Consider the following 26,083-nt stretch of genomic DNA (forward strand, 5'->3'; position numbering starts at 1 on the left):
AAAAGGGAAGGAGACCTAAATGCCCCTTCCCACATGAGTCCCTCTATTTCTCTTTAGAGGCAGCCACTTCTTTAAGTGAATCTGACTCATGTTTGCCTGATTTAGTGTTAAAGTAATGCACAACAAATGTAATTAAAAAGGCTGCGATCAATACGCTGAAGAAGACCAAATGGTGCACATGAACGTCAAACGTGCTCAACCCCATCTTCACAGCAATAATTCCTATTAATACATAAGCAGTCGTTTCTAATTCCGGAACTTTATCAATTAGGACAAGAAAGACCTTGGCTACTGTTCTCATCATAAGGATACCGAGTGCGCCACCAAGGAAAAGAATCCACACTTCTTCAGAAACCGCAAAAGCTGCCAGAATACTGTCCACAGAAAAAGCCAGGTCCATAATTTCCACGGAAATAACTGTCGCCCAAAACAAGCCAAAGGTGCGGGCGGCCCAGCCATTTTTATTCACGGCTCCTGCTTCATCATCATCCTCGCCCTTCCAGAAGTATTTAATGACGAGCCAGGCAAGATAGGCTGCCCCTAGTAATTTGATCCACCAGAATTTGACTAAGTAGACACCTAATCCAATAAACAACACTCTAAAGAAGTAAGCACCAAACAGCCCGTAAGTCAAAGCTTTTTTCTGCTGTTTTTTCGGAAGATGCTTAACCATAACCGCTAAGACAAGAGCATTATCAGCCGATAACAATCCTTCAAGAACTACCAGGGTTCCTATATATCCCCAGGCTACTGGATCTGTGAGAACTTCTCCCCACATTTCCCAGTTAAAAAAGGATGCGTAGGTTGATAATATTTGATGTATAATTTCCACTTCTAAATTCCTCCTAGTTCATAACGGGAAACTGTTGGCTTAAAGAACATTTAAACCTCCAGCCCGTAATTCCGGCATAATGAAGCCAGTCCGCCTGAGAATCCGCTCCCAATTGCATTGAACTTCCACTCTCCATTGTGCCGGTACAACTCACAAACGACTACCGCTGTTTCGATAGAAAAGTCTTCACCAAGATCAAACCTGAGCAACTCCTCATGACTCGCTTCATCCGCCAGACGTACAAATGCATTGCTCACTTGGCCAAAATTCTGGCTTCTGGCTTCTGCTTCATGAATCGTTACAGCAATTCCTATTTTATCCACGTGAGAAGGCACTTTTGAAAACTCGACAACGAGCTGTTCGTCATCACCTTCCCCTTCTCCCGTACGGTTATCGCCTGTGTGCAGGACACCTCCGCTCGGGTGCTCCAAATTGTTATAAAATACAAAGTCCTGATCATGTTCACACTTTCCCTGCTCGTTCACAAGAAAAGCAGAAGCATCCAGGTCAAAATCATCCCCGCCGTGATATTTATTAATATCCCAGCCAAGCCCAATGATCGCTTTCGTCAGGCCGGGATTTGATTTAGTTAAATCAATTCTCTGTCCTTTTGATAATTGCACTGCCATTGCAGATCCTCCTTCAATCAAAGATTGCAAAGAAAAGCAAGAAGGAGCTTGTCCCTCTTGCATCAAGCATTAACCGATTTCCAAGCCGCAGTCACTGGCGATCCGTGCCAGACCGCCTTGATAACCGGAACCTACAGCAGAGAACTTCCATTCTCCGCTATGACGGTATAATTCTCCTACAATAATCGCAGTCTCGATAGAGAAATCCTCCCCTAGATCATAACGGATTAATTCTTCATTGGAGTCCTTGTTTACAACACGGACGAATGCATTAGAAACCTGTCCGAAATTTTGGTTGCGGGATTCCCCTTCATGAATAGTAATCACAAAAGAAATCTTCTCAATTGAGGAAGGGACTTCAGGAAGATTAATATCGATCTGCTCGTCATCCCCTTCTCCTTCACCGGTACGGTTGTCGCCTGTATGTACAACAGAGCCCGCCCCGCCTTCGAGCTGATTATAGAAGATAAAGTCTTTATCTGAATTACACTTTCCCTGTGCATTAAGTAAGAATACGCTGGCATCCAAGTCAAAGTCATGTCCGCCGTCATATTTGTTTGTATCCCAGCCTAAGCCTACGGTAACCTTAGTGAGTCCTGGGTTTGTCTTTGTTAAGTCGACTTTTTGTCCTTTTGATAATGAAACTGCCATTTAAGCTCTCTCCTTTTTAATAATTATTTTATGCGTAGCGTTTCACGATATCTTTTAAACCGCGGTCATTCGTTCCATTGCCAATTGCAGCAAATTTCCATTCCGTTTCATGACGATAGATTTCAGATACGATCAAGGAAGTCTTTCCTGCATAATTGTCTGTTAAGTTAAATTTTAGAAGTTCATTGCGGTTTCCAGTGTCGACCACACGGATGAAAGCATTTTGAATCATCCCGAAATCCTGTTTTCTTTTTACGGCATCATAAATATTTACCACAAACACCAATTTATTGACTTTGGAAGGGATTTTATCAAGGTCGACTATAATCTGCTCATCGTCTCCTTCGCCTTCCCCCGTTAAGTTATCGCCGGTGTGCTGAATACTCCCATCCCTGCTTCTAAGGTTGCCGAAATAAATAAGATTTTGATTTTCGGTAAATTTATCATCTTCAAGCATGAGCACAGAAGCATCACAGTCAATTTCCGGACCGCCGCCTCCAAACAGACTGCCAAGCAGACCGCCGCCTTTTGACTGGACAGGGTCCCATCCGAGTCCTACCATTATTTTTGAGAGTCCTGCATTCCCTTTGGTAAGGTCAATGCGCTGCCCTTTCTGTAAAGAAATAGCCATATTTTTCACTCCTCCGATTCCAATAATTAACCATGTAAGTATGATAGATTCTGCTATTATCATACACCATTCAACAATAAATTCCCATGAACTGACTAATGAAAAATTATACTTTTCTATTAGTTTAGTACTAGTAAGCTTGTAAATCGCTTATAGTTTTAGTACGAATCTACAGTAAAATGGTTTCAAATTTCGAGAATTTTTTTATACTGTTTGAACTATAGATGACTATTAACAGACTTGTATCGAACTGGCATAGCCCTAAATAGCATGAGCTAAGTGCAAGGTGCAATACCCCGGGAACTAAGAAAAAGCTTACAGAGTGAATCTGCAAGCTATAATTATGATAACCGTTTAGATGTCTCTTCGCAGCGCACTTAAAACATCAATTCTTGTCGCTTTATTTGCCGGCTTTATCCCTGATAATATGGCTGTCCCGATACTAATCGCCACACAAATAAGCACGAGATAAGGAGGAATATAAGATAATTGAATCGCTTGCTCCGATGTTTGATCGAATACTTGCTTGATCACCACCGGCATGAGTTGATTCACCCCAAAGCTTACAAGGTAAGCAGCAGCTACTCCAACAACAGCGCCCATGAAGCCTATATAACTGCTTTCCATTAAAAAGATGTTTCGAATTAATTGCGGCTTGCCGCCAATAGCTTTCATAATTCCTATGTCATGTGTTCTTTCCGTAACCGCCATGGACATCGTGTTGTATATTCCTATTGAGGCAATTACTAAGGCGATTAATCCGATGAGGCCGAGACCTATTTTTACTACTGCAAAGACTAGGTTTACTTGCTCTAATTCCTCCGTAACAGAATAAATATAATACCCTTTGCCTTTCAGTTGGCTTGAAAGCGCGTCCACACTCTCCATATCATCAGCAATGACGTTTACTCCATTATAGGTTCTATCCTTCAACCCTTCGATATGCTGTTTCTCTTCAGAACTCATATCTGGAGTAATGACAGCTCCAAGAGGAGTACCTGTGAATTTTTCTACTTGGTTAAGTACTTCTTTTGATATGAGCACTCCATTATCTTGTTCCCAATCTTTAGCCGGCTCTTCTCTCACACCTACTACTTTAAGCGGAATCGTTTTCGTCTTCATACTTCCACTCTTCCACTGTCTTACTTGCATTTCGATTTGTTTGCCTAGTAATTTGCCCTGGTATTGATATTGTTCTTTCACTTCCCCACTCTCATCAAGGATGTCAGCCTCATTCAATTCTTCCCCATTTAGTTTGGCTGAATGGAGTGCGCTTTTAAAATGATAACCTACAACGACTTCATTCTTCGTTTCAGGCATACGGCCCTTATCCAGTTTAAATCCTGCTTTTATCTCTGAAGGATAGTCGACGACACTTACAGGCAATTCAGATTGAAAATCATCCAATTTTATTTTTGCAGGATTCTGTAAAACCAGCTTTCGTGAAACAGCTTTTACGTGGTCCAACTGCTCGAAATTCTCAATATCCTTATTGGTAATTCCTTGAACATCTCCCTCTTCCTCAGCCTTTTTTCCATGAATCTCGATAGAAGTCAGCGAACGGTCTTGTAAAAGGTCATGAACGATGAACCGTTGGGCGCCAAATCCTACCGAAGCTAAGACAATTAAAAAAGCACAACCGATGGCAGTCGCCAAAGTGGTCATGAACACCCGCGATTTATTTTTTTTCATATTCTGATGGATGAACTTCCGCTTATCCTTCCATTTCATAAGCTCTTCTCCTTTTCTGCATGTACAGTTCCATTAGTTAGACGAATCGTTCGATCAGCAATAGCGGCCACTTCCTCATCGTGGGTAATCATCACAAATGTAATGTCTTCTTCCTGATTTAATTGTTTTATGAATTGCAATAGTGATTTTTCTGTCTCCTGATCAAGACTCCCCGTAGGCTCATCTGCAAAAATAATCGGAGGGTTGACGATTAAAGCCCGGGCAACGGAAACCCGCTGCTGCTGCCCGCCGGACAGCTCGGAAGGGTAATGTCCTTCCAAGCCTTCCAAATCGACACGCTTCAATATATGAAAAACTTGTTTTTTCCTCTCTTTTTCATTCATCCCTTTCATAACTAAGGGCAGTTCTACGTTCTGGAAAGCTGTCATACTCGGAATGAGCTGAAAGCTTTGAAAAATAAATCCTAAGTGAGCCGCTCGAAATTCTGCCCACTGTGTCTCAGAAAAATTCGTTACATTCCTTTCAAATAAATGAATCTCACCTTTTACAGGCTTGATGTAGCCGCTCAGCAAATTAAGCAAGGTTGACTTCCCTGAACCGCTTTTGCCTGCTACCGCCACTATTTCCCCTTGTTCTATATGAAGATTAATATTTCTCAGCACCGGTACTTCCTGCCGCTGATTCTTTTTACCGACATAAAACGAATGCTCCAGTCCTTTAACCTCTATCATTACTCAGCCTCCTATTTTGTTCTCATTTGTATAGACGAGATAAATAAAAGAATTCCTTCATTTTTTTATGAATCCGCCAAATTTACTGCCTCGGCGAAAATTTGATGAAATGATAGTTTGGTCGTAAAGCTTCTTCTAAGTATTAGAAAGGGATTTGGTTTTGGAATTAGAGAGGAACATGATAGGATGAATGAAAACTCTGCCGATAGGAGGCTGAAAAATGTTTAAAACACTATCTACAAATCAAGCACCCGCTGCAATCGGACCCTACTCACAGGCGGTGGATCTTGGCCAGATGATCTTTATTTCCGGTCAGATTCCTTTAGACCCATCCACTCAGGAATTTGTCTCTGAAGATATTAAAGAACAAACGGAACAAGTCATGCAAAACATTGGTGGAATTCTAAAAGAAGCGGGACTCTCCTACCGCCATATTGCCAAGGCAAATATTTATCTTGATTCGATGGATGACTTTTCAACGGTGAATGAAATTTATGCCAGTTATTTAAGCGAACCTTACCCCGCAAGAGCTGCAGTTGAAGTGAGCCGGCTTCCTAAAGGAGCAAAAGTGGAAATAGAAGCAATTGCCGTCAAAGAATTTTAATTCTTTATCTTATTTAGAAATGCATACAAAAAAGCCATCTGCGGAACAGATGGCTTTCAGCTTGGAGAGAAACCCCGTGTTTTTCTACAAGTTTTCTTAACGCCCGGAGCAATGGCCCCTTCCCTTTCCGCGGACGAGCGCCCGAGCTTCCTCGCGAAACCCACGCTCGGCGATCTCGGTTCACTCGTTCTTCCGCAGGAGTGGAAGGGACCTCGCTCCTTGGCATTCTTTAAAGACAGAAAAAGACTCTCCTTCACCTAGCTCACCTTTGCCAGATAGAGGGCAGTCTTCTTCATATTCTGTCAGGCGGTGGTCAACAACGCCTGTTGCCGCACATTTTCCTCTCCGCGTAAAAGGCAACAGAGCAGTCCATGCAGTTCTCTGCGAAGCTACTTTCCTTTTTCTCTTTCCGCATTCGATAACTCTACTTACCTTCATTTGAAAAACAGTTCAACCGAAACTCTTCTCATTCCCACAAATGACGTGTTACGGTTTTCTGGCACTTCTGATCTAGTGTACTTTTCGTAAGTAAAGGGGCCCTTCACCTCCTAGAAAAAAGAAGTAACATTTTCGGCAGCCTGAAGCCATCTGCTGTAAAGATGGCTTTCTCTATTCTTTAATCTTCGTCTTTAACATCCGGATCCTCCGGGATGGGTTCACTTAAATAGGCGCGCAGCCATTCTCTGTACATCTCCAGCTGTTCAAAATAATTACTAAACTGATTCTTATTAATTAACACTTGAACGCCATCACTTACCGTTCTTATTTTTCTTTGGCGTATCATTTGGAGTACATATTCTTCGGGAAGATCTAAATAACCTGCAGTTTCTTCGACGGTTAAGTACACACTGCTCACCCTTTATAAGGTATTAAAAAAGCTTTCCCGCCTATTGGGGAAAGCTTTTACTTTTGCCGCGAACATACCGACGACCACATTCGCCGTTTAGCTTTTTCAAGCATATACTTCGTCTTACGCAAACAGCTCATCGCCAGATTACTATATCATGGACAACGATGAAAAACAAGCTTTTCTTATCTAACAGAGTAAGTTTATGCTATAATAGACTACTGCTAAACACGGCTAGCTGACTAAGGAGGATTCGATGCTTACATTTGAACAGAAGCTTGCTGTCATCGAAGAATTTAATGAGTTAACAAAAAAGGAAATTTCACTCGGACGAGTCAATTTTCATTATGAAGACAGCCTTTATGATAAAAAGAACGTCGTCTATCATTTACATCCCAACGGAAACGGATTTGTTTATACAGGGCTGTTAGACGAATATCCTTCCGATGAAAAAGGAATGTTGAACATTAAGGATTACCGTGCCGACCACTTACGCGCAGTCATTACTAGGTCTATAGAATCTCTTTCTCTTTCTCCTTCCGAAAAAGATCCAGTGATGGAAGAGTGGATCAATGATGCTGACTACGGATTAGTATTAATGAGGGAAGAAGATGGGTATAACGTCTATGCAGAGGAAAACCTGGAAGGAACCTTTAATTCTTATAAAGAAGCTGCGAATTTTCTGGAGCAGGAAGGGTTCTACAAAATATAGAAATTCAAAAGCATGGCTGCTTGATTTAAGAACCATGCTTTTTTTCTTGTTTCCAAGCCGTTTTAAAAACATAGCTTACTTTCTTATAGTTCATTTTATTTTCATAAAAGCGGTGGGCTTTTTCACGCTGCAGCCCGGAAGATAACGCTATATCCTCATATCCTCTTAGCTTTGCCCACTCTTCTACAAAAGAGAGCAATTTTCCTCCATGTCCCTGTGAGCGCGTACGCTCATCAGTCACTAGATCACAAACCCAGACAAAGCGGCCGTAATAAAGAGTAATCATCGGTTTAAAACCCGTGACAGCACTTATTTCACCTTCTATAAACACCGCAGCCATATGATACATATCCTTGTCCATCGCTTCCTGTACTAACTCTATATATTCGTCTTCCAGCAAATGGGAGCGCAGCTGCTTCATTACCGGGTAGGCCTGTCTGATCTCTTCCATGGTATGAATCTCTCTTACTTCCATTGTTTCTCTCCTCTCTAAACTTTTTATCCCCGTTCAAAGAATACTTGAATTCAGCAAGGAAAGAAATAGGAAGCATTAATGAAAAAGATCAACCAGCGTTAGCAATTCTTTTTTTGTAAGAGATCGGGAACGACTTTTATAAAGATTTGTGATCTCATAAGAAATTTTATTTTTATTCCAAAATACATGTTTCCCATTAGAACCTTCATAGTAAGACACCTTTTTCCCCGCCGGTGTTTCAGCTTGTTTCCCTCCAATTTCCTCCTCAGGTTTTCCCTTCTTAATATGAATGTCTACAAAACCGATGGTCTGGTTCCTTAAATGAATCATCAACAAACCATTCTTCCCTGAAGCTGCTGAAATTTTACTTGGATCAAAAGGAAGCTTGACTGGAAGCTGGGGGTTATAATTTAAATCTGCCACTTGCTGCTTTACTTCTTTATTGTCAAAAGAATAATAATGATCTGCATTTGCATTCGTAGTTTCGGTATTGCAGCCAGAGAGGTTGAGAAGAACGAACCACATACTAATAAATAGGGGAAGACATCGACGGAACATCACGGCACCACCTTTACGCGTACATTTAAAGAAACAGTAAATTACCACTATTTAACAAATGAATACCCGTCGCACTAGAAGGGATAAACCTTTTTCCTGATACACGTAAAGCATTCACCAACTATGGACCCTGAAACATAATATGGTGTAAAACCTATTCCGGAAAATTACCGGTATTTTGGAGGACGCCATGTACAATTATTTTCACCCCTATGCAATGAGGGAGCCTAATGGGGAATCCTATATTCTCGCTTTTCAACAAGGAGATGTAAATGGGGACTACATTCAAGACAATGTTTATCTAGTCGGACAAAAGAATTCATCGAGTCCTTTCGTCCAGGACATTACCTTAATCATTCAAGATGGGAAGACAAACCAATTCTTTTCTGTTCCATTAAAAACGAACGAGGGCTACCAGCCCACGCTTTTTTTAGGAGACTTCACTGGTGATGGTGTGGATGATATTTTAATTAGTATCGATTCTGGGGGCAGCGGGGGATATGGCTTTTATTATGCGTATTCCTTTGTAGAAAACAAACCAAAACTTCTCTTTGATTTTGAACAATTCAACAGAGAATTCAACTATGACGTCCTTTACAAAGACTACTATAAAGTCGAGGTCATCAACAATACACTGGCATTACAATTTATCATTGATATTAGCGGACGTGGAAATGAATATCTATCTGAAATCTATGACACCAGTGGAAAATTAACTACTCCGATCAATGGCTGGGTATCAGGATTAAACAGACTCTATCCGATAGATTTCCAAGGGGATGGCGTGTATGAATTATACGCTCTGCAAAGAATCGCTGGAAGATATAGCGCAGACGGTCTGGGGCTGATTCAGACTGCCCTCTCGTGGAACGGAAGTTCATTCACAGCTGAAGATGTAGATCAGCAAGCAGCCATTTTTGGAACATCCATAAAAAACGAGCCCTCATGACTTGGCTCGTTTTTTATTTCTTAAGTCCGGATCCGCACAGGGACATGACAACCTTTGCTTCTTTTGAAAGGTTGGCTTGCTTGTAATTCTTAAAGGCGGCATAAGTCGCGGCTGTCGTTGGTTCAACATAAAAACCTTTACTCGAAAGCTCCCCTCTTGCCGTTTCTATTTCGTTCTCTCTAGCGGTAATAATTGAACCGCCTGTCGTTTTTACCGCCTTCATAATTTGACTTCCACGGACAGGATCGGCAATCGCTATTCCTTCTGCTAAGGTCCCAGTGTTGCTTACAGGATTAATATCCCTCTTCCTATGAAAGGCTTGTGCGATCGGTGCACAATTTTCAGCCTGTACTCCTACAAGCTTGGGTAGACGCTGAATCATTCCGCTTTCCAATAGATTTTGAAAACCGATATATGCGCCGAGCAGCAGCGTTCCATTTCCTACAGGAAGGATTAGCTGATCAGGGATTTGGTAATTCATCTGCTCCCAAATTTCGAAAGCAAAGGTCTTTGTTCCTTCGTGGAAAAAAGGATTGTAAACATGAGAAGCATAAAAGAGCTGTTCTTCTTCCACCGTTCTTTTCGCCGCAATAGCGGTATCCTCCCGTGATCCGGCAATTTTATGGATCTCTGCTCCATAGGCTTTCATTTGAGCAAGTTTGCGTTCTGATGTATTCTCCGGTACATAGATATAACTCTTTATTCCAGCTCGTGCGCAGTACGCGGCAATGGCTGTGCCTGCATTACCGCTGCTGTCTGCCAAAACTTCCTTTACGCCAAGCTCCCTTGCCTTTGAAATGAGAACAGCTGCCCCTCTATCTTTAAAAGAACCTGTAGGCATCAAATAATCTAATTTCACAAGTATATTAGGGTCATCCGCATTTAACGGAAGTAAAGGGGTCCCTCCTTCACCTAACGAGATGTTAAAACAACGCTGATCGTGAAATGGCAGTGCTTCTTTGTACCTCCACATCGTCCAGGAACGTAAAGCTATTTTCTCTCTAGGGAATTGGACTTTATACGGCTTGATATTAAAAATTCCCTGCTCAGGCTTCCACTGGGTCTGATTTGGTATATATTCTACTCCGTCAGCAGAATCAATAAATGTATAATCCATTTGCTCCTCTTCCTTATCCTTAGTATAATTTCATAAAGAATAGCAGACTTATAGTCTTACAAACTATAAACTCCTGCCTATTAAAAGTTAATTTTTTCTTGCAAAGGGTATATTATACTACTCAGGATAAAAATAATTTTTATTGAAAAAATAGAATTTTTTCTGGCTGAAATTTGGTTTTCGGGACTTTAGAACCTTTTTAAATAAATAAAGAGCGGGCTCCAGAGTTTCTAAACGTACAATCCATTTTTCTCCCCATTAAGATAGAAAGCTTCCATTAGAAGAGGTGTATGAATATGAGTCTTATCTTGCTTCAAGATGGGTTTGGAAACGATAAATTTTTCCCCGCAGACAGCGAATTGAGAATACACTGTACTTCAGTAAGCCAAGGTACAAGGTATATTTATTTGCAATACTTAGATATGCCTTTCGGTTTTCGAAAAATCAGCAGGAACAACGTTCTTTCCTTAGCCCCGCATGAAAGAAAATGTATTGAAAGCCGTTTGGAAGAGATTGATCAAGGTTTATTTGATGATGATTCAAAAGTACAGCACCTTCATCATCTATTAGATACTCCACCTAATTAAAAGGCTCAAAATCCTCCTTCTGCAATTGATAGAGAGACATTAGGCTGGTTGTTCCTTTCTTATTCATTTCCTCTATAAACCTCTTTCTCCTAAAGTGATTCCTTTCTAATAATCGAATCGATTTTAGATGATTGGCGTTTGTATATGCAAAGACAACCGCTAACCCTAAAGTTGAAAATCCATAATGGAGAACAGTTCTTACTGTTTCCTGCATCAACCCTTCTCCTTGAAAATCCGGATGAAGTTCGTACCCAAGCTCGGCAGCTTGTTCATTAGGATTAAAATTCCATAAGCATACGGTTCCAATTACTTTTCCTGCTCCTCTGTGTTCTAGTGCCCACATGAACCAGTGACCATAATGAACGCCATCATTAATGTTCTTAATAAACTCACTTGCCTGCTCAACTGTTTCATAGGGGGAACGGTCCAAGTATTGAAATAAACGCTCATCCATCCGTAAATGAAAAATATCAAGCACATCACTTGGCCATAATGCTCTCAAGATCAGACGGTTCGATTTCCATTGAGGCAGTACAGGAGTATTTCTCAACGTTTTCTTCTCCCTTTATTATTAAGTGTCATCTCACGTTAAGACTAATTGTAACCAATCCAGAGCCTTATGCCCAGAAATTTCATGACCTCCGTTAAATACTTCCGAGCTGAAATTAGGGGCAGCGCCGCTGTTTTCATACATCGAACCGATCGTATTCAATGCTTCCTCCGTGTGAGGGAAAGGAAACAATTTGTCATACCTGCCTGCTTCAACAAACAGAAACCCAGGTGCAATCGCCCCTATGAGCTCAGGCATCTCTCCCAGATTTATAATATCCGGAATATAATTATCAAGGCAGTGGTTGATAGAAAGAATACTTCCCTTGTAGGTGTTACAGCATCCACTTAATACGGTTGCATGGACTCGTTCATCCAGCATTGATGTATAGGCGCTGATCACACCCCCTCCGGAAAATCCCATGATCCCTATTCTATTTTCCTGAACATCCTGATAGGTACACATATAATCGATCAGCCGGCGCGCTTCTGCTACCCTCAACCCCGCAAGCGTCTTCCCGCACATGAGCAAATGAACGGCCATTGAATAACAGGAATTGCTTTTATTTTCTTTTACATCCTGTTTCAGCATACGGCTGCCTATCCCTGCCACTTGAGGCGCAAAAACTTTGAAGCCTCTTTTCACTAAAGACAGGGCAAAATGCTGAGCACTATGATTATTCGTATCCACACCGGAGATTTCTTTATTGCTGCTTCCATGGCCATGTAATGCAAGAACAGCCGGATAGTTCTTCTTCCTTTGTTTAGGTGTCAACACGTACACATCTGTGCTCAAACCTTCTATCGTATTTAAGGTATGACGCTCACGATAATAATCACTACATTCAACGTGTTCTTCTAATGCATCCGCAAATTCAGGAGCGTAATCAAACTCCCCTAACAAACCATTTAGTTGATCTTTAACTCTCTTTTTGTCTTCGGTTACATTAAGAATCATCTTTCCTCTTGTCTGATCGTACAATTGCTCTAAATAATCATTTAACGAAGTCACCAGGAATCCACCTTCTCCTTTTCTCGTTACTTATGAAAAAATGATGTGTGAACAGTAGATTGTCAACGTTACAGTTATCATACTAAAAATGGTAGAAGCAAGAACGATTTGCGCAGCAAGCTCAGGTTCATTCCGGAATTCCTGGGCGATAATAGCACTATTTACCGAACTTGGCATGGCCGATGAAATAAGCAGGGCCTGGGCAAGCATTCCATCATAACCAAACAGCCAGATAATCCCGCATGCAAGGATGGGGCCGAGAATCAACCGAATCCCAACACTTATGTAGACAGGTAATAATTTGGGGTTAAATTTCAACTGCGCCACCTGTGCACCGAGAGTGAGCAAAGCCATCCCGATCATCGCATTAGCAATATACTCACCGGGCTGCAGTAGAAAATCAGGCAGTTGAAAGGGAAGAACGTTCAGCAGGATCCCTAAAGCCATCGCATAGATCGCTGGCATTCTAAGCAAGCCGACTAATGCTTGAAACCTGCCTTCTTCAACGGCTTTTAAAGAAAAGATCCCAAACGTGTACGACAACACATTTTGGAAGGTCATGACAATGACCTGAATCGTAGCAGCGTACGGGTTCCCATTAAAAACAAGGTCATTAACAGGTACTCCATAATTTCCAGAATTATAGAGTACTACACTGTTCGTAAAAACCCCGCGGACGCTCTTACTGTATTGCCCAGCCCTTGCTATTCCTTGAACCACGAGATACAAAAGGGTGATGAATACGATAAAAAAACCAAAAACTTTTCCTAATAAGCTGAATGAGAAGTCAGATTCATATAAGTTTATTAATACAAATCCAGGACTTAGAAAATAAATATTCAGTTTAGCAAGACTGTACAAATCAAGCTTAAAAACTTTGTGCATCCAAGCTCCAAGTCCTATTAGGATAAAAACCGGTACGATAATGTTTAAGAAGATAAATAGTATGGCCATAAAAATAACCCTTCTCCCATGAAAAGAAATAAACATGGCCCTTTAAGGTTTCCCTGATTGGACCATGTTCAAATGACATAATATTACTTTATCATTATGCTGCTTTTTGTTCCATTTTCATTTCTTCAATCTCTGTAAAACACTTCATGGATAGCCACATGTTCAAATGGGCAAACAATGTAAAACCAAATAACGGAATAAACCCAGGGAAATAGATAAAGAAGTAATAGGTCGTCAAAGCTGTAACTACACTAATCACTAAATTTGCCGGGCGAAGAAACCCTATGAACAGCGCCTGTTTAATAGATTGAAAGATAGTTAATCGAAAGTGAACATACACAGGCAGCAGATAGACAAGCATAATAATAAAGGATAGAGAAGCTAAAACCATTACATAAGAGAGCAGATGGTAGACTTCCCCTTCAAACTGACGAAAAAATTGCAAGTCGAAATAGCAGAGCAGTCCAAGAAAGATAAGAATTACGGCAAGACCATTGGCCCGGAAGAATTCTTGGCGGAAAGTCTTCCAGAAATGGCTGAAGAGTTTTACCTCCTCATCTCCTGTAACAACCTCTCTCGTAACACTATACATGGCAACCGTACTCGGTCCGATTCCAAAGATCACTCCTCCCAGAAGCGTACATCCTGCCCACATTAAATTTAAGAGAGCAAAATGAGTCACCCAATGGCAGAAAGCAAGTACACCTGTCAGCAACCTTCCCATTTGCATTTTAACAACCTCCCTATCCCCAGTCGTTCATCACGTGAATGAAGGTGCAGTAAACAGTTCATCTATCGTTACAGCCCGTTTTTCCTTTACCGAGCGCCAGACCGCTTCCCCCGTCATTACCGCATATGCGCCATCCTGGCTCCCTGATAGTGTTGTAAAGCTTCTTTTCGGGTCCTCTCCGATAAACAAATCCTCCTGTATAACTGGATCTCCTCCTCCGTGTCCTCCCTGCTGGGTGAGAACTTGAATGGTTTCCTTCGCGCCAAACAAAGGGAAATATTCAATCGTTTGCTCTGGAACAGGGAATGGAACCCTGGAAGGCGCGTGAAACTCTTTCGTCTCCAACCTTCCTTTCGTTCCGTTTATCGCTAACCGGTACCCTTCATAAGGAAGAGAGAAATTAATAGAGTAGCTCAATAGCGCTCCCCGGTCATATTTTACGGTCGCGGTGTACGTATCTTCAATTTCGATTTCCGAATCAAAAATACATTGATCAGGTCTGTAATTGGTATAGCTCTCTTTTCTTGCCTCATCAGAAGCAATATGATCATCCTGGACAAAGAGTTGGTCACTTCGCGTGTTCCATCTTCTATAATAGGCACAATCATCTTTTACATGGCACGTTTTGCAGTTGCGGCCGTCTTCCTTTAGCGGATTATATTCACTTTCCGGTCCGTAATAATTCAAGGCACCGAATGAAAACACTTCTTCGGGCTTTTGATCCAGCCACCAGTGAATCAAATCAAAATGGTGCGAGCTTTTATGGATGGATAATCCTCCTGAATACTCCCGCTTGCGGTTCCAGCGTTGAAAATAACTGGAGCCGTGATAAGTATCGATATACCAATTCAAATCCACTGAAGTAATACGGCCAAGCTTTCCGGATTGGATCAATTCTTTTATTTTCATATGATAAGGGTTGTATCGATAATTGAAAGTAACGGTGACCTTCCCTTTGCTCCTCTTTTCTGCTTCTACCACCCTCCTGCTGTCTTCCGCTGTCGTAGTCATTGGTTTTTCTGTAATCACATCCAGGTCATGAGCAAGTGCTTCTAATATATAGTTCACATGTGTATCGTCACGACTTGCCACAATGACAACATCTGGTTTCGTCTCTTTTATCATGCGGTCAAATTCATCATGTTGATACACAGGCACATCTTTCACTTCCGGAACCTCTTGCTTACACACAGTAAACCGCTTCGAATCTCTATCCAGCAGCCCCACAACTCTGCTTGAAGCGGAAAATTTTTTAACCATTGGCTGGATAAACATTCCGATTGCCCGATTGCTTACGCCGCAAATTGCATATTTTTTCATAACTTCAACCTCTTTTATTAAAAAATAGAAACCCTTATGACGTGTAGTCAAGTTACGCCTTCATACCACTTGAGCTTATTCCTTCCACTATATAGCGCTGGAAGATAAAGAAAATGATAAATATAGGCAGAATACTTAAAGTGGACATGGCGAACATCGCTCCCCAATTCGTCACCGAGTTAGGGTCAGAGAACAATTTAAGCGCCAGTGAAACTGGATACTTTTCTGGAGTCGATAAATAGATCAGTGGTCCCATAAAATCGTCCCATCTCCAATAAAAAGAGAAGATAGCGGAGGTCATCATGGCCGGCACTACCAGGGGTACGATAACTCGAATAAAGATATCAAAGGAATTACAACCGTCGATTTTTGCTGCTTCATCCAATTCCCTCGGGATTGTCCGGATGAATTGCATGATAAGAAAAATGAAAAATGGAATACCAAAAAATGTGGGGAGGATTAATGGAAGGTAAGTATCGATCCATCCAAATTTATTAAACATGATATATTGCGGAATCATTACCATCTCAAATGGCAGCATCATTGTAGCCATCATACAGACGAACCAAATTCTTTTCCCGGCAAATTTGATCCGCGCAAATCCGTAAGCAATAATTGTAGAGGATGCGATACTCCCCACAGTCGCCACGACGGAGATAATTGTTGAATTAATAAAGAATTTACCAAATGTGATCCCAGCGAAGCCTTGCCAGCCAACGATGTAATTTTCAAAATGCAGTTCCTCGGGTATAAGGGAATAAGCATCTACAAACACCTGAGAGCTTTCCTTTAATGAACTGCTGACCATCCAGGCTAAAGGGTAAATCATAATCATGGAAAACAGGGCCATTAATACGTGCTGAATGGTCTTTTTCGTTTTATTATTTTTCATGGAGACTTCTCCTTCCTCTATTTACTGTCTGACTCATAATGAACCCAATGTTCGGAGCTTTTGAAGATCAGGGCTGTGAAGATCGCAATGATCACAAGCATCACCCAGGCCATCGCTGAAGCATAACCCATATCAAAGTACTCGAACGCCCGGCGGTACATATAGAGCACATAGAGCAAGGTACTGTTTACAGGACCCCCGTTCGTTACGACAAAGCTCGGTGTAAAAGCCATAAATCCTTGAATTACCTGCATGATGGTATTAAACAATATAACAGGTGTCAGCAAAGGCAAAGTAATGATAAAAAACTGTCGGATTGGACCCGCACCATCCACACTGGACGCTTCATAATATGTTTTCGGAATATTCCGGAGTCCTGCAAGGAAAATCAGCATCGATGATCCAAACTGCCATCCATAAAGCAGGATCAACGTCCAAATGGCCGTATCGGGATCCCCAAGCCACGAGTGAGTCGGGAAACCAAGCATCGATAATATGGAATTCACCGCTCCATCGTTACCAAATAACTGCCGCCACATAATAGATACGGCGATACTTCCGCCAACAACAGAAGGCAGATACAACAGCGTTCTGTACAGACCGACCATTTCGACTACTTTGTTTAAAGCAAGGGCAACAAGTAAGGCAAATACGAGACGGAATGGCACCGCTATTCCTGCATAGAAAAAAGTAACCTTCATTGCTTTCCAGTACATGGGATCATTAGTAAACATCCGAACGTAATTATCCAAGCCGATCCAATGCGGCGTGCCCATTAAATCAAAATCTGTAAACGACAAATATAAGGAATATAGAATTGGAAAAAGCGTCAGTCCCAAAAATCCTATAAGGAAAGGTGAGATAAACAAATAACCAGCCACGTTATTATTACCGGTTTTAAGAGGCTTACCGGATGGTGAACCTCCAGCTTTTTTTTGTTTAGTATGTCGGGTCGGCGGCTGTGTTTGCTGGACTTTATTCAAATCATCTTTTTCTGGTAGCATCGTCCTCAACTCTTTCTATAAAAATTTAAATCCCCGTAAAGGCAGCCGGACAAAATCGTTTAAAGAAAATGGCCCTGAACATCTCAGGACCATCTGTCAGTGACCTTCGTTTATCGTGAAAGTATTCTTTCCGATTCGTCTCTGAATTGCTTTGCCCCTTGCTCTGGAGTGAGCTCTTCATACATGACTAATTCATCTATCTTTTGGAGGGAAGCCATGATTTCAGATGCTTGAGGCGGGTAGTTCGAATCGATCGGTGAACTATGTTTAGTTACTTTATCGATGTACTCATAGACCTTTTTATCGGTATCACTTAAATCAGATTTCATTTCTTCACGAATTTCTTCTTTAATTGGAACGCCGCGGTCGGAGCCTGCAATTTTATACACTTCAATATTATTTGTGAAGAAATTAATGAATTTAGCAGCTTCATCTTTATGTTTGGAATTTTTACTAATTGACCACAGCATTGCCGGTTTTAAATACATGCCTTGGTCATTGTTTTCACCTGGCATAAGAGTCATTTGAATATTTTTTCCGTTTGAAGCACTGTCCAGTGCTGTGGCCTGGTTGGACCAGCGAAGATCAAATGCTGCTTCGCCGCGGGTGATCAGTTCGTCCTCCACCCCTTTGATTTGCTGAATGACTTCATATCCAGGAGCAGCACCTTTTTCCACCAATTCTTTGTTCATGTTGAAATAATCCACCATTAGCTGATCATCTTCATAACCAAGCGCAGATCCGTCTTCATTAAACAGCTTCTTGCCATTTTCTCGTAAGTAATATTCAAACGCGACGGTTGGGTCCATTAAACGTGTCCCGTATTTACCTGTTTTCGCATGAACCTTTTCACTGATTTGCATGTAGTCATCCCAAGTCCATTCTCCACTTTCAGGAATAGTCACTCCTGACTTATCGAGCATATCCTTGTTATAAAAGGCAGCCAATGCATTCGTACCTGTAGGAATCCCGAGTAGTTTGCCATTCTTTTTTCCCGACTTCATAACCGTATCACTGACTCCGTCTACGTCGATCGTTCCGTCTTCTACATAAGGAGTAAGATCAGTAAGTAAATTTTTGTCTGCATATTGCGTTAAGTATTCGCCAAAATTCTGCTGCATAATATCCGGAAGGTTATTCCCGGCCGCCTGGGCTGCCATTTTTTCAAAATAGCCGTCCCAGCCTGTAAACTCAGCATCGATCTTAATATCAGGATTTTCCTCTTCAAACTTTTTAATAATTTCTTGTGTCTGATCGTGCCTGCTTTGGGATCCCCACCATGTCATCCTTAACGTAACCGTTCCATCATCACTTTCTCCACTGTCTCCCGAAGCTTCTTTAGAACCGCTGGAACAAGCGGAAAGGATTACTGCTAATACCATTGTCAGAACGAAGCTGAACCATAATTTTTTATGATGCATAAAGATCAAGTCCCTTCCTCGTATTTTGAAAGCGCTTTCTGTTGATCTGTTTCTATAATAATCTTCATTCTTTTTTCAATAAATAAAATTTTCAGATATTTATGTTAAAAAAACCGACTTCTCTGTCTGTGTCATAAAAACAGCTTATAGAGATCGTCTCTATAAGCTCCCGTTAAGTTTTCAAATTTTTATATTCCGAAGGCGTCATGCCCGTATATTTCTTAAACACCTGGCCGAAGTAGCGAGGATTATTTCCAAATCCGACTGTTTCGGCCACTTCAAACACTTTCACACTATCCGATCGTTCAATAACCTCAATGGCTTTATTAATTCGCAGCTGAATAAGAAAGTTTGAAAAGCGCTCCCCTTTTTGTTTTTTAAAAAGTTTCCCCAAATAATCAGGGTTCATATATAGAACTTCTGATGCAATTCTTGCAAGGGAGAGATTTTCATCATCGATATGTTCAACGACAAAATCGGTGACTCGATCTATGAGATGGCTTTGAGATTGCTTCGTTTTCTCATAATGCTCTTGAGTAATTTTCGCAGCTGCATCTTCAATAAAAGCTTTCATCTCGTGAAAGGATTGGTTTTGATGAAAATGCATCATGTCTTGGAACAAATGATCCATATCTTCTTTTTCAGCTTGTCTAGTAATCGTCATAAATAATTCCAAACCATGAGATTTTACTAACGGAACAGCAAGCTGTTCTCGTTCCATCTGGGTGAAAAAGCGGCGTAGATATTGCTGAACTTCTTCCAGATTTCCACTTCTGACAGCCAGGATCAAATCCTCATGATCATATTGAAGCTCGTCAAACCCTTGCTCGTCTGTTTTTAAATCCTGGACCATAATCATACTGCCTTCAGCCAAGTAAAACCGTTTCGTTAAACACTGCAGCGTTTCATTATACATTTTTCTGAGTTGACTGATGCTTCCAGGATCACTGATCGAAGTAGTGAATTCCTGCTGATAGAAATTACGGAAAATCTCTTTTGTTTTCTTTATATGTTCCATTAAATCTTCAACATCTCTGTCTTCTGTCAGCAGAACAATTCGTTCACCAATCGTTGTGGCCATCGAAATGGTATAGGTTTGCCCAATTTCCTCTGCGGCCATTTCCTTTAATGCCAGCTGGCATTCATAATCGACTGACGGTGTACCATCGACCACCATTACCACAAGGCGGAAGGCTTCTTTTTCCGTATCCATGCCGAACAGACTGCTGAAGTATGCCCAATCCTGCTCTCCGTACTTTTTATTTGTAATATAATCTTTCAAAAACTGCTCTTTTGCTTTTGGAAGGATCAGCTGGAGACGCTGCTGCATGTTTTCCAAAAAATCGTCTCTTTCCTGAAGTTCGTTTAATTCATTAACCACACTTTTTAAAGCCTCTTCAATTTTTTCCTCATTACTTGGCTTTAGAAGATAATGCTTCACATTACATTCCATTACAGTCTTGGCAAAATCAAATTCGTCGTAGCCTGATAAAACGATGAATTTCATTTGGGGAAATTCCTTATGTACCTTTTGTATTAATTCCACCCCGTTTAAGCCTGGCATTTTGATATCCGTAACTACTATATCGGGGGGTTCTGCTTAATCAGTTCATAGGCCATTTGTCCATTAGAAGCCTTTTTCACAAGCTCTGTTTCACAACTATTCCAATCGACAATAGCCGCAATACCTTCTAAAATATTCACTTCATCATCCACTAACAAGACTTTGTACATACACCCTCACTCCGTTACCAATGGAATTAAAAGATTGACCGTAGTGCCTTGGCCGAACTTACTATCAATCGTGAGTCCATATCGTTCCCCGAACATCATTTTTATCCGCTCATTAATATTCTTTAATCCGATGCCAGAGCTTTTGGATTTAATCTCACCCCGATAAATACCTTCAAGCTTATCTTCCTCAATTCCTGGTCCATTATCGGAAACCATGATCAGCAAATCTTCTTCCTGCTGTCTCAATTCCACGTCTACTTTGCAGGCAGTTACCATTTCCTCCAGCCCATGCTGTATGGCATTTTCCACCACAGGCTGGATCGTAAGCTTTGGAATTTGAACCCTATCAAATTCAGGATCAGTCGTTAACGTAAAATCAAGACGGTCCTCATACCTGTACTTTTGTATCGTAATATAGTTCCGCACAATTTCCATTTCTTCTTGGACTGTAATCGTAGCTTCCTTCTTGCTTATAATATTCCTCATCATGCTGCCCAGATTTTCAGCCATAACCGATATTTTTTTCTGCTGATTGATTTTGGCAAGCCAGTTGATGGAATCGAGTGTATTGTACAAAAAGTGGGGATTAATCTGGGCCTGGAGGGCCTTATATTCGGTCTCTTTAATCATGAGCTGCTTCGTATAATTTTCTTTGATTAATTCATTGATTTTATTCAGCATCACTCTGAAATTGTGGTGCAGCTGACCTACTTCATCATCATGATACGAGGTTGTTGGAACTTCGAAATTTCCATTTTCAACTTGCTTCATCCCAGCTGATAAATCCTCCAGCGGCTTTGAGATATTTTGGGCAGCCCTCCGGCTCAGCCAAATAGTCAACGTTAACATAAACAGAAAACAGATAATCATAATCCTTTTTATAGTTCTAGTCTGTTTGGTGATATCTTCATAAGGAAGCAGGTGATAATAATTCAAATCGGAAAAGCGGGAATGCGTATACGTCAATAAATAGTCGCTTCCATTGATTTCCTTCACCATGTAACCGTTTCCATTATTGTTGATTTGAAAGTCAGAAATCTTCCACTTATCTTCATCTCGTTGATAAAAAATTTCATCCTTACTTGTAATGACAAAGTTTTTATTAGGTGAAAAGTTTAATGTTTTATTAACAAATTCATCCATGTCAATAGAAATGATCAGTTTTCCTAAATTGTCTAAACCCAAATTCTCTTTTCTGCGGATCAATCGGGCAGAGGATATGGCATTTGCCCCCTCAATGTTTGTCCACACATTTGATCCTTTCGTATTCAACAGAAGCGAGCCAATCTTTCCAGGGTCGTTCTCCACGCTGGTATTATAGCCCGTCGTATATTTCTCTCCATTCGCATCGATCACCTGCATAGAGGAAATATATTTCTTAGTCGAAGCAAAGTCGAGCAGCCTTCCAAGAAGTCTTGTTTTTGTCTGATAAAGTTCATAGCTGACTTCACTTTCATTTATGGTTTGTAAATAGGTTTGAATGAGCACATCCGTGCTGACTTGGAAAGATAAATTTTCTACTTTATTCAGCTCCTCATCAAGAACTGAAGAAGACAGCTGAAGCATATCTGCGGATTCCTGGTAAATGCGTTTTTCATAGAGGGTGGTGAAATACTGGTAGGTGACCATTCCTATTAAGCAGAAAATCAATAAAAGCAGGAGAGAGATGGAAAAGATTTTATTTTTAATTTTAAAATTTCGATAAAATGGTTGTACACTCAAGCTTCTCCCCTCCCTATTTGTCTAGCATTATATCACAGGCCAAAATTCGGAAGGAGGCTTTTTTTATGTACCACTTGCTGCGTAACGCTTTTCCTTTCCTCTTCTTTTATTTTCCAGCATTTTAACTACGATCACAGCGACAAGGATAAGGCCGGCAAGTTCCCCAACAGATGCGGCCAAGGAGCCGCTTTTTCCATTCCATTCAGGGTGATACAAAACGAAATACATGAGCACTCCAATCACTGTGGCCAGATTCACCACCTGCGCCACCATCATCTTCCCTGTGTTTCGATAGAGCATGAGAAAACCATTTAGAAAGTCCACCCAGGGAAACACTAGTGTTTTGATCATAAAAAACTTCAATACTCCCAAAGTCGTCACAGAAAGCTCCATATCTGCCCCCATAACAGTTTGCATAAACCATAGTCCTGCCGGAGTAAAGCATAGAACAGCCAGTAAAATGGAAGGAAGTATACTCAAAATGATCATAAATTTTACGACTTTTTGTTTGTTATTAAGATAGAGCTGAAGCACTAATTGATGAGTGTACATAAAAAAGCTTAAGAGCATTTGTGTAATGCTGAAGGCTAGAGCAAAGGAAGCAATTCCCATTTCAATGTTATCTGTCTTCGCGAGGAACACATAGATAATTGGTACCACCACTGTCTGGACGACAAAATAAAAGACAAGCGGCAGGTAGAAATTAAAAATTTCCCGTTTTTTTAAAGCATGGTGTTTATTTGATGAGGAAGCAGGCTTAAGTAGGGCATGGCCTTTCCAAATACTCATTAAACACTCCACAAACATCCCTGTAAGGAATAAAATCGCACCGGTTGCACTCGTTATATACTGAAAGGTGACGAACAAATAGGCAGCCAGAAACATTACTGCCAGCCGGATAACAACCATAATGGAGATCCACTTTGTCGCAAAACGGTTGATGATCACACCTTGGTAAATCCCTCTTATTCCAGAAAGAATGATTACAAACACAATAATTTTAAACGTATTGGAGATCGTCTCAACCATACTTTGATCCGCCTGAAACAAACGGATATACACCCAGCTGCCTGCAGAGGTATAAATCATGATAAGACTGACTGCGACAATTATTCCCAAAGCATACATCATAAATCTAGAAAGCATCCTAAAGGAAGATTGATCATGGACTAATGCAGAACTTGTCTGTCGGAAAACAATAATGGGCCGTTCAATAATTCCAAATAACGCAAAAGCAACTGCATAACAAGCGATGATAAAAGTTGCATTATCCCCTCTGCTTAGAGTCCCGTTAATAATTACGTGGGTGATGGAAGTTAAACTTCCGGAAATTCCTAAAGGAATGAAAAATCCCGCCAAGTGTCGGTAAGTCAAACGGTTTGTGTCCCCAGTCAACCGGCATCCTTCTTTCGTTTTTTGATAACAACGTTGTTATTGAGATTATTACGTTTCCTCCTATTTGTCAATAAATCAGCCCTCTATACGGTTTCAAAAAAACAAATTACATATGTGACTTGCCAGCTGCTTCGCAGTTTAAAAATATGTACCCCTTTCTTGAATGAACCCCAGAATAAAATGAGACATGATAGAAAGGTTTCCGTCTGCTGTTCATTCATTGCTGGCGATTTTTTGTCAATCATTCTTAACCGTTCTGCCAATAGAAGATGGTTAGAGAAACATCTGTTGTCATTGACTTTTCTCCTTAAAAAGGGAGCTATGATCATTCATCAACGGTTTCTTCTTTCACTACCTCAAAATCTGTCAAAACGCGTTGAATATTGTTTATGTTTCCATACTATGGGTATAGGATAATCATACTACAAGTTAGCAAACAGGACTTTTCAGAAAGGAGACAACCATGAAAAGAGTAACTTCAGTCTTTTGGATCACCTTAGCCATTACATTAGCTGCTTCCTTCTGGGGAATTTTTGCCCCTAAGAATTTCGAAACCATTTCCGGAAATGTGATGAACTTTATATCCACTCATTTCGGATGGTATTATTTAATGATTGTGACCCTCTTTGTTATCTTCTGCGTCTATTTAATCTTCAGCCCTTATGGAAAGATTAAACTAGGCAAACCCAAAGATAAGCCCGATTACAGCTATTCCACCTGGTTTGCGATGTTGTTCAGCGCAGGTATGGGAATCGGCCTGGTTTTTTACGGGGCAGCTTCTCCTATTTCCCACTATGTAAAGACTCCTCCAACGGCAGAACCCGGAACAACGGAAGCGATCAGAGACTCTATGAGGATTACCTTCTTCCACTACGGTATTCATGCCTGGGCCATTTATGCAATCGTAGCTCTCGTGCTCGCTTATTTTAAGTTCAGGCATAATAAACCAGGACTGATTAGTGCGACCCTTGAACCGATTTTCGGAGATAAAATGAAAGGACCATGGGGTACAGCCATAGACGTCATTGCTGTGTTTGCCACAATTGTTGGTGTCGCGACCACTCTTGGGTTCGGAGCCGCCCAGATTAACGGTGGCTTCACTTTTCTTCTGGATATTGAAAAGCAATTCTGGCTCCAATTAGTGATCATTGTCGTTGTAACGATTCTGTTTATGTTTTCGGCTTACACTGGTCTAAGCAAAGGAATTAAATATTTGAGTAACGCCAACATGATCCTTGCAACCATTCTTTTCGCAATTATGCTGATCATCGGCCCTACTCTCTATATATTTAACACCTTCGCAGACACGCTTGGATCCTACGTGTCAAGCCTGGCAAGCGAAAGCATGCGGATAGCGCCGAATAATGAAGATGAACACAAATGGGTTTTGAACTGGACAGTCTTTTTCTGGGCATGGTGGATAGCCTGGTCCCCATTTGTCGGCATCTTCATTGCCCGCGTTTCAAAAGGAAGAACCATTCGTGAATTCTTATCCGGAGTTCTTTTAGTACCTTCGGTTGTCAGCTTTTTATGGATGAGCGCTTTTGGAGCAACAGGAATTCAAACGCAAAAAGGCGGCGCAGATATAGCAAGCCTGCCTGATGAACAAGCACTTTTTGCTGTTTTTGATCACTTCCCGTTAAGTGTAGTAATGTCGATTATTGCCATGATGTTAATCGGTACCTTTTTCATCACTTCCGCGGATTCTGCCACCTTTGTTTTAGGGATGCAGACCACTAATGGATCACTTAATCCACCGAAAACCGTCAAATTTGTATGGGGAGTGGCTCAATCTGCCATAGCAGCAGTGCTTCTTTACACAGGGGGATTGCAAGCTTTGCAAAACGCGTTAATTTCAGCAGCACTGCCCTTTTCCTTTATTATGCTGCTCATGGTTTACTCACTCTACAAAACTCTGCGACAGGATAAAGCAGAACTTGAATTGCAACAATCAAAAGAAGGAAGTAAAACAGCTTAAAATTCATCAGCAACTATCTATTTAAGCTCCAGGGACACTTACTAGAGCAGAAAAGCTGCCGAACGTTTCGGCAGCTTTTTTCATTTATCGATGCTGGCGGTTTTTTTGTCCGGCACTGAGCATCGAAGCAACCCCGGGCATGACATTTTGCAATTGACCTGATTGGCCGGTCATCATGCTGTAAGTTGCTGCTCCAATACCTATAGAAGCGATCATTGGCAACCACTGAACATTTCTTTTTTTCACGCAAAATACACTCCTCTATACATATAGTCAGAAGCCTTTATATTGTGTGCGCATCGCCTAATAATATAACATGGAACAATTTCCATGCTTGAATCATTTTATTTATTGGAT

The 26,083-nt window shown here is 41.0% G+C and carries 29 protein-coding genes; 5 read left to right on the forward strand and 24 right to left on the reverse strand.

Going from position 1 to position 26,083, the window contains the following annotated elements:
• Positions 1-43 precede the first annotated feature (43 nt).
• The 6 genes from MUN89_RS19125 to MUN89_RS19150 all read right to left on the reverse strand — a co-directional run bounded on the left by MUN89_RS19125 (position 44) and on the right by MUN89_RS19150 (position 5,166).
• Positions 44-832 carry a TerC family protein gene (locus MUN89_RS19125; RefSeq protein ID WP_244709524.1) on the reverse strand — a complete coding sequence of 263 codons (789 nt, stop codon included), beginning with the start codon at positions 830-832 and terminating at the stop codon, positions 44-46.
• 50 nt (positions 833-882) lie between these two features.
• Positions 883-1,461: a TerD family protein gene (locus MUN89_RS19130; protein ID WP_244709526.1), complete on the reverse strand. Its 579-nt coding sequence runs from the start codon at positions 1,459-1,461 to the stop codon at positions 883-885.
• 69 nt (positions 1,462-1,530) lie between these two features.
• Positions 1,531-2,112 carry a TerD family protein gene (locus MUN89_RS19135; RefSeq protein ID WP_244709528.1) on the reverse strand — a complete coding sequence of 194 codons (582 nt, stop codon included), beginning with the start codon at positions 2,110-2,112 and terminating at the stop codon, positions 1,531-1,533.
• Between the two features lie 28 nt (positions 2,113-2,140).
• The gene (locus MUN89_RS19140; protein ID WP_244709530.1) at positions 2,141-2,743 is read right to left on the reverse strand and encodes a TerD family protein; all 603 of its coding nucleotides are present in this window, start codon (positions 2,741-2,743) and stop codon (positions 2,141-2,143) included.
• Between the two features lie 354 nt (positions 2,744-3,097).
• On the reverse strand, positions 3,098-4,474 hold the full coding sequence (locus MUN89_RS19145; protein WP_244709532.1) for an ABC transporter permease: 1,377 nt from the start codon (positions 4,472-4,474) through the stop codon (positions 3,098-3,100).
• A complete protein-coding gene (locus tag MUN89_RS19150) occupies positions 4,471-5,166 on the reverse strand; it encodes an ABC transporter ATP-binding protein (protein WP_244709533.1) in 696 nt (231 codons plus the stop codon). The genes MUN89_RS19145 and MUN89_RS19150 overlap by 4 nt, the downstream gene beginning before the upstream one ends.
• A 220-nt stretch (positions 5,167-5,386) precedes the next feature.
• On the opposite strand from MUN89_RS19150, the gene MUN89_RS19155 reads away from it, so the two are divergent.
• On the forward strand, positions 5,387-5,770 hold the full coding sequence (locus MUN89_RS19155; RefSeq protein WP_244709535.1) for a RidA family protein: 384 nt from the start codon (positions 5,387-5,389) through the stop codon (positions 5,768-5,770).
• A 180-nt stretch (positions 5,771-5,950) separates the two neighbouring features.
• Here MUN89_RS19155 and MUN89_RS19160 read toward each other — a convergent pair whose 3' ends face one another.
• Positions 5,951-6,208 carry a hypothetical protein gene (locus MUN89_RS19160; RefSeq protein WP_244709537.1) on the reverse strand — a complete coding sequence of 86 codons (258 nt, stop codon included), beginning with the start codon at positions 6,206-6,208 and terminating at the stop codon, positions 5,951-5,953.
• Positions 6,209-6,386: 178 nt separating this feature from the next.
• Positions 6,387-6,617: an excisionase family DNA-binding protein gene (locus MUN89_RS19165; RefSeq protein WP_244709539.1), complete on the reverse strand. Its 231-nt coding sequence runs from the start codon at positions 6,615-6,617 to the stop codon at positions 6,387-6,389.
• 256 nt (positions 6,618-6,873) lie between these two features.
• Here MUN89_RS19165 and MUN89_RS19170 point away from each other — a divergent pair, with 256 nt between their 5' ends.
• Positions 6,874-7,329: a hypothetical protein gene (locus MUN89_RS19170; RefSeq protein WP_244709541.1), complete on the forward strand. Its 456-nt coding sequence runs from the start codon at positions 6,874-6,876 to the stop codon at positions 7,327-7,329.
• Between the two features lie 25 nt (positions 7,330-7,354).
• Here MUN89_RS19170 and MUN89_RS19175 read toward each other — a convergent pair whose 3' ends face one another.
• Together MUN89_RS19175 and MUN89_RS19180 are read right to left on the reverse strand one after the other, a co-directional pair.
• A complete protein-coding gene (locus tag MUN89_RS19175) occupies positions 7,355-7,804 on the reverse strand; it encodes a GNAT family N-acetyltransferase (protein WP_244709543.1) in 450 nt (149 codons plus the stop codon).
• A gap of 75 nt (positions 7,805-7,879) precedes the next feature.
• Positions 7,880-8,362, reverse strand: coding sequence for a hypothetical protein (locus MUN89_RS19180; protein WP_244709545.1), 483 nt, complete (start codon positions 8,360-8,362; stop codon positions 7,880-7,882).
• 190 nt (positions 8,363-8,552) lie between these two features.
• Here MUN89_RS19180 and MUN89_RS19185 point away from each other — a divergent pair, with 190 nt between their 5' ends.
• Positions 8,553-9,311, forward strand: a complete 759-nt coding sequence (locus MUN89_RS19185) for a VCBS repeat-containing protein (RefSeq protein ID WP_244709547.1) — start codon at positions 8,553-8,555, stop codon at positions 9,309-9,311.
• 13 nt (positions 9,312-9,324) lie between these two features.
• On the opposite strand, the gene thrC is transcribed toward MUN89_RS19185, so the two are convergent.
• Positions 9,325-10,428 carry a threonine synthase gene (gene thrC / locus MUN89_RS19190; protein WP_244709549.1) on the reverse strand — a complete coding sequence of 368 codons (1,104 nt, stop codon included), beginning with the start codon at positions 10,426-10,428 and terminating at the stop codon, positions 9,325-9,327.
• Positions 10,429-10,724: 296 nt separating this feature from the next.
• On the opposite strand from thrC, the gene MUN89_RS19195 reads away from it, so the two are divergent.
• Positions 10,725-11,015: a hypothetical protein gene (locus MUN89_RS19195; protein WP_244709551.1), complete on the forward strand. Its 291-nt coding sequence runs from the start codon at positions 10,725-10,727 to the stop codon at positions 11,013-11,015.
• Here MUN89_RS19195 and MUN89_RS19200 read toward each other — a convergent pair.
• From MUN89_RS19200 to MUN89_RS19255, 12 genes are all read right to left on the reverse strand, one after another.
• A complete protein-coding gene (locus tag MUN89_RS19200) occupies positions 11,008-11,565 on the reverse strand; it encodes a GNAT family N-acetyltransferase (RefSeq protein WP_244709553.1) in 558 nt (185 codons plus the stop codon). The two genes, MUN89_RS19195 and MUN89_RS19200, sit on opposite strands and share 8 nt — an antisense overlap.
• A 33-nt stretch (positions 11,566-11,598) precedes the next feature.
• Entirely contained in the window at positions 11,599-12,576 is a 978-nt protein-coding gene (locus tag MUN89_RS19205) for an alpha/beta hydrolase family protein (protein ID WP_244709555.1), read from the reverse strand.
• Positions 12,577-12,606: 30 nt separating this feature from the next.
• A complete protein-coding gene (locus MUN89_RS19210; protein WP_244709556.1) occupies positions 12,607-13,530 on the reverse strand; it encodes an AEC family transporter in 924 nt (307 codons plus the stop codon).
• A gap of 94 nt (positions 13,531-13,624) precedes the next feature.
• Complete coding sequence (locus MUN89_RS19215; RefSeq protein WP_244709558.1) at positions 13,625-14,260, reverse strand: YesL family protein; 636 nt, start codon at positions 14,258-14,260, stop codon at positions 13,625-13,627.
• A 30-nt stretch (positions 14,261-14,290) separates the two neighbouring features.
• Complete coding sequence (locus MUN89_RS19220) at positions 14,291-15,580, reverse strand: Gfo/Idh/MocA family protein (RefSeq protein ID WP_244709560.1); 1,290 nt, start codon at positions 15,578-15,580, stop codon at positions 14,291-14,293.
• 52 nt (positions 15,581-15,632) lie between these two features.
• Positions 15,633-16,472, reverse strand: a complete 840-nt coding sequence (locus tag MUN89_RS19225; RefSeq protein ID WP_244709562.1) for a carbohydrate ABC transporter permease — start codon at positions 16,470-16,472, stop codon at positions 15,633-15,635.
• A 17-nt stretch (positions 16,473-16,489) separates the two neighbouring features.
• Positions 16,490-17,476: a carbohydrate ABC transporter permease gene (locus MUN89_RS19230; protein WP_244709564.1), complete on the reverse strand. Its 987-nt coding sequence runs from the start codon at positions 17,474-17,476 to the stop codon at positions 16,490-16,492.
• Between the two features lie 110 nt (positions 17,477-17,586).
• Positions 17,587-18,897, reverse strand: coding sequence for an ABC transporter substrate-binding protein (locus MUN89_RS19235; protein ID WP_244709566.1), 1,311 nt, complete (start codon positions 18,895-18,897; stop codon positions 17,587-17,589).
• 172 nt (positions 18,898-19,069) lie between these two features.
• Entirely contained in the window at positions 19,070-20,461 is a 1,392-nt protein-coding gene (locus MUN89_RS19240; protein ID WP_244709567.1) for a response regulator transcription factor, read from the reverse strand.
• A gap of 17 nt (positions 20,462-20,478) precedes the next feature.
• Positions 20,479-20,631 carry a response regulator gene (locus tag MUN89_RS19245; RefSeq protein WP_244709569.1) on the reverse strand — a complete coding sequence of 51 codons (153 nt, stop codon included), beginning with the start codon at positions 20,629-20,631 and terminating at the stop codon, positions 20,479-20,481.
• Positions 20,632-20,637: 6 nt separating this feature from the next.
• The gene (locus MUN89_RS19250) at positions 20,638-22,353 is read right to left on the reverse strand and encodes a cache domain-containing sensor histidine kinase (RefSeq protein WP_244709571.1); all 1,716 of its coding nucleotides are present in this window, start codon (positions 22,351-22,353) and stop codon (positions 20,638-20,640) included.
• A 63-nt stretch (positions 22,354-22,416) separates the two neighbouring features.
• The gene (locus MUN89_RS19255; RefSeq protein ID WP_244709573.1) at positions 22,417-23,748 is read right to left on the reverse strand and encodes a multi antimicrobial extrusion protein MatE; all 1,332 of its coding nucleotides are present in this window, start codon (positions 23,746-23,748) and stop codon (positions 22,417-22,419) included.
• 463 nt (positions 23,749-24,211) lie between these two features.
• Between MUN89_RS19255 and MUN89_RS19260 the strand changes: the two genes are divergently transcribed.
• A complete protein-coding gene (locus MUN89_RS19260) occupies positions 24,212-25,726 on the forward strand; it encodes a glycine betaine uptake BCCT transporter (RefSeq protein WP_244709575.1) in 1,515 nt (504 codons plus the stop codon).
• 84 nt (positions 25,727-25,810) lie between these two features.
• On the opposite strand, the gene MUN89_RS21855 is transcribed toward MUN89_RS19260, so the two are convergent.
• Positions 25,811-25,942 (reverse strand): hypothetical protein, encoded by a 132-nt coding sequence (locus MUN89_RS21855; protein WP_256464001.1) that lies wholly within the window; start codon positions 25,940-25,942, stop codon positions 25,811-25,813.
• Positions 25,943-26,083: the final 141 nt, after the last annotated feature.

The sequence above is a fragment of the Halobacillus salinarum genome (assembly GCF_022919095.1).
Classification (GTDB): domain Bacteria; phylum Bacillota; class Bacilli; order Bacillales; family Halobacillaceae; genus Halobacillus_B; species Halobacillus_B salinarum.

What these genes read in the sequence shown, in the direction of transcription:
- MUN89_RS19260 (WP_244709575.1), top strand. Translation starts at nt 24,212, where the DNA reads ATGAAAAGAGTAACTTCAGTCTTTTGGATCACCTTAGCCATTACATTA.
- MUN89_RS19130 (WP_244709526.1), bottom strand. Translation starts at nt 1,461, where the DNA reads ATGGCAGTGCAATTATCAAAAGGACAGAGAATTGATTTAACTAAATCA.
- MUN89_RS19135 (WP_244709528.1), bottom strand. Translation starts at nt 2,112, where the DNA reads ATGGCAGTTTCATTATCAAAAGGACAAAAAGTCGACTTAACAAAGACA.
- MUN89_RS19225 (WP_244709562.1), bottom strand. Translation starts at nt 16,472, where the DNA reads ATGAAAAATAATAAAACGAAAAAGACCATTCAGCACGTATTAATGGCC.
- MUN89_RS19235 (WP_244709566.1), bottom strand. Translation starts at nt 18,897, where the DNA reads ATGCATCATAAAAAATTATGGTTCAGCTTCGTTCTGACAATGGTATTA.
- MUN89_RS19230 (WP_244709564.1), bottom strand. Translation starts at nt 17,476, where the DNA reads ATGCTACCAGAAAAAGATGATTTGAATAAAGTCCAGCAAACACAGCCG.
- MUN89_RS19160 (WP_244709537.1), bottom strand. Translation starts at nt 6,208, where the DNA reads ATGAAGGTAAGTAGAGTTATCGAATGCGGAAAGAGAAAAAGGAAAGTA.
- MUN89_RS19155 (WP_244709535.1), top strand. Translation starts at nt 5,387, where the DNA reads ATGTTTAAAACACTATCTACAAATCAAGCACCCGCTGCAATCGGACCC.
- MUN89_RS19220 (WP_244709560.1), bottom strand. Translation starts at nt 15,580, where the DNA reads ATGAAAAAATATGCAATTTGCGGCGTAAGCAATCGGGCAATCGGAATG.
- MUN89_RS19140 (WP_244709530.1), bottom strand. Translation starts at nt 2,743, where the DNA reads ATGGCTATTTCTTTACAGAAAGGGCAGCGCATTGACCTTACCAAAGGG.
- MUN89_RS19150 (WP_244709533.1), bottom strand. Translation starts at nt 5,166, where the DNA reads ATGATAGAGGTTAAAGGACTGGAGCATTCGTTTTATGTCGGTAAAAAG.
- MUN89_RS19240 (WP_244709567.1), bottom strand. Translation starts at nt 20,461, where the DNA reads ATGCCAGGCTTAAACGGGGTGGAATTAATACAAAAGGTACATAAGGAA.
- MUN89_RS19185 (WP_244709547.1), top strand. Translation starts at nt 8,553, where the DNA reads ATGTACAATTATTTTCACCCCTATGCAATGAGGGAGCCTAATGGGGAA.
- MUN89_RS19175 (WP_244709543.1), bottom strand. Translation starts at nt 7,804, where the DNA reads ATGGAAGTAAGAGAGATTCATACCATGGAAGAGATCAGACAGGCCTAC.
- thrC (WP_244709549.1), bottom strand. Translation starts at nt 10,428, where the DNA reads ATGGATTATACATTTATTGATTCTGCTGACGGAGTAGAATATATACCA.
- MUN89_RS19195 (WP_244709551.1), top strand. Translation starts at nt 10,725, where the DNA reads ATGAGTCTTATCTTGCTTCAAGATGGGTTTGGAAACGATAAATTTTTC.
- MUN89_RS19145 (WP_244709532.1), bottom strand. Translation starts at nt 4,474, where the DNA reads ATGAAATGGAAGGATAAGCGGAAGTTCATCCATCAGAATATGAAAAAA.
- MUN89_RS19210 (WP_244709556.1), bottom strand. Translation starts at nt 13,530, where the DNA reads ATGGCCATACTATTTATCTTCTTAAACATTATCGTACCGGTTTTTATC.
- MUN89_RS19170 (WP_244709541.1), top strand. Translation starts at nt 6,874, where the DNA reads ATGCTTACATTTGAACAGAAGCTTGCTGTCATCGAAGAATTTAATGAG.
- MUN89_RS19245 (WP_244709569.1), bottom strand. Translation starts at nt 20,631, where the DNA reads ATGTACAAAGTCTTGTTAGTGGATGATGAAGTGAATATTTTAGAAGGT.
- MUN89_RS21855 (WP_256464001.1), bottom strand. Translation starts at nt 25,942, where the DNA reads ATGATCGCTTCTATAGGTATTGGAGCAGCAACTTACAGCATGATGACC.
- MUN89_RS19215 (WP_244709558.1), bottom strand. Translation starts at nt 14,260, where the DNA reads ATGCAAATGGGAAGGTTGCTGACAGGTGTACTTGCTTTCTGCCATTGG.
- MUN89_RS19180 (WP_244709545.1), bottom strand. Translation starts at nt 8,362, where the DNA reads ATGTTCCGTCGATGTCTTCCCCTATTTATTAGTATGTGGTTCGTTCTT.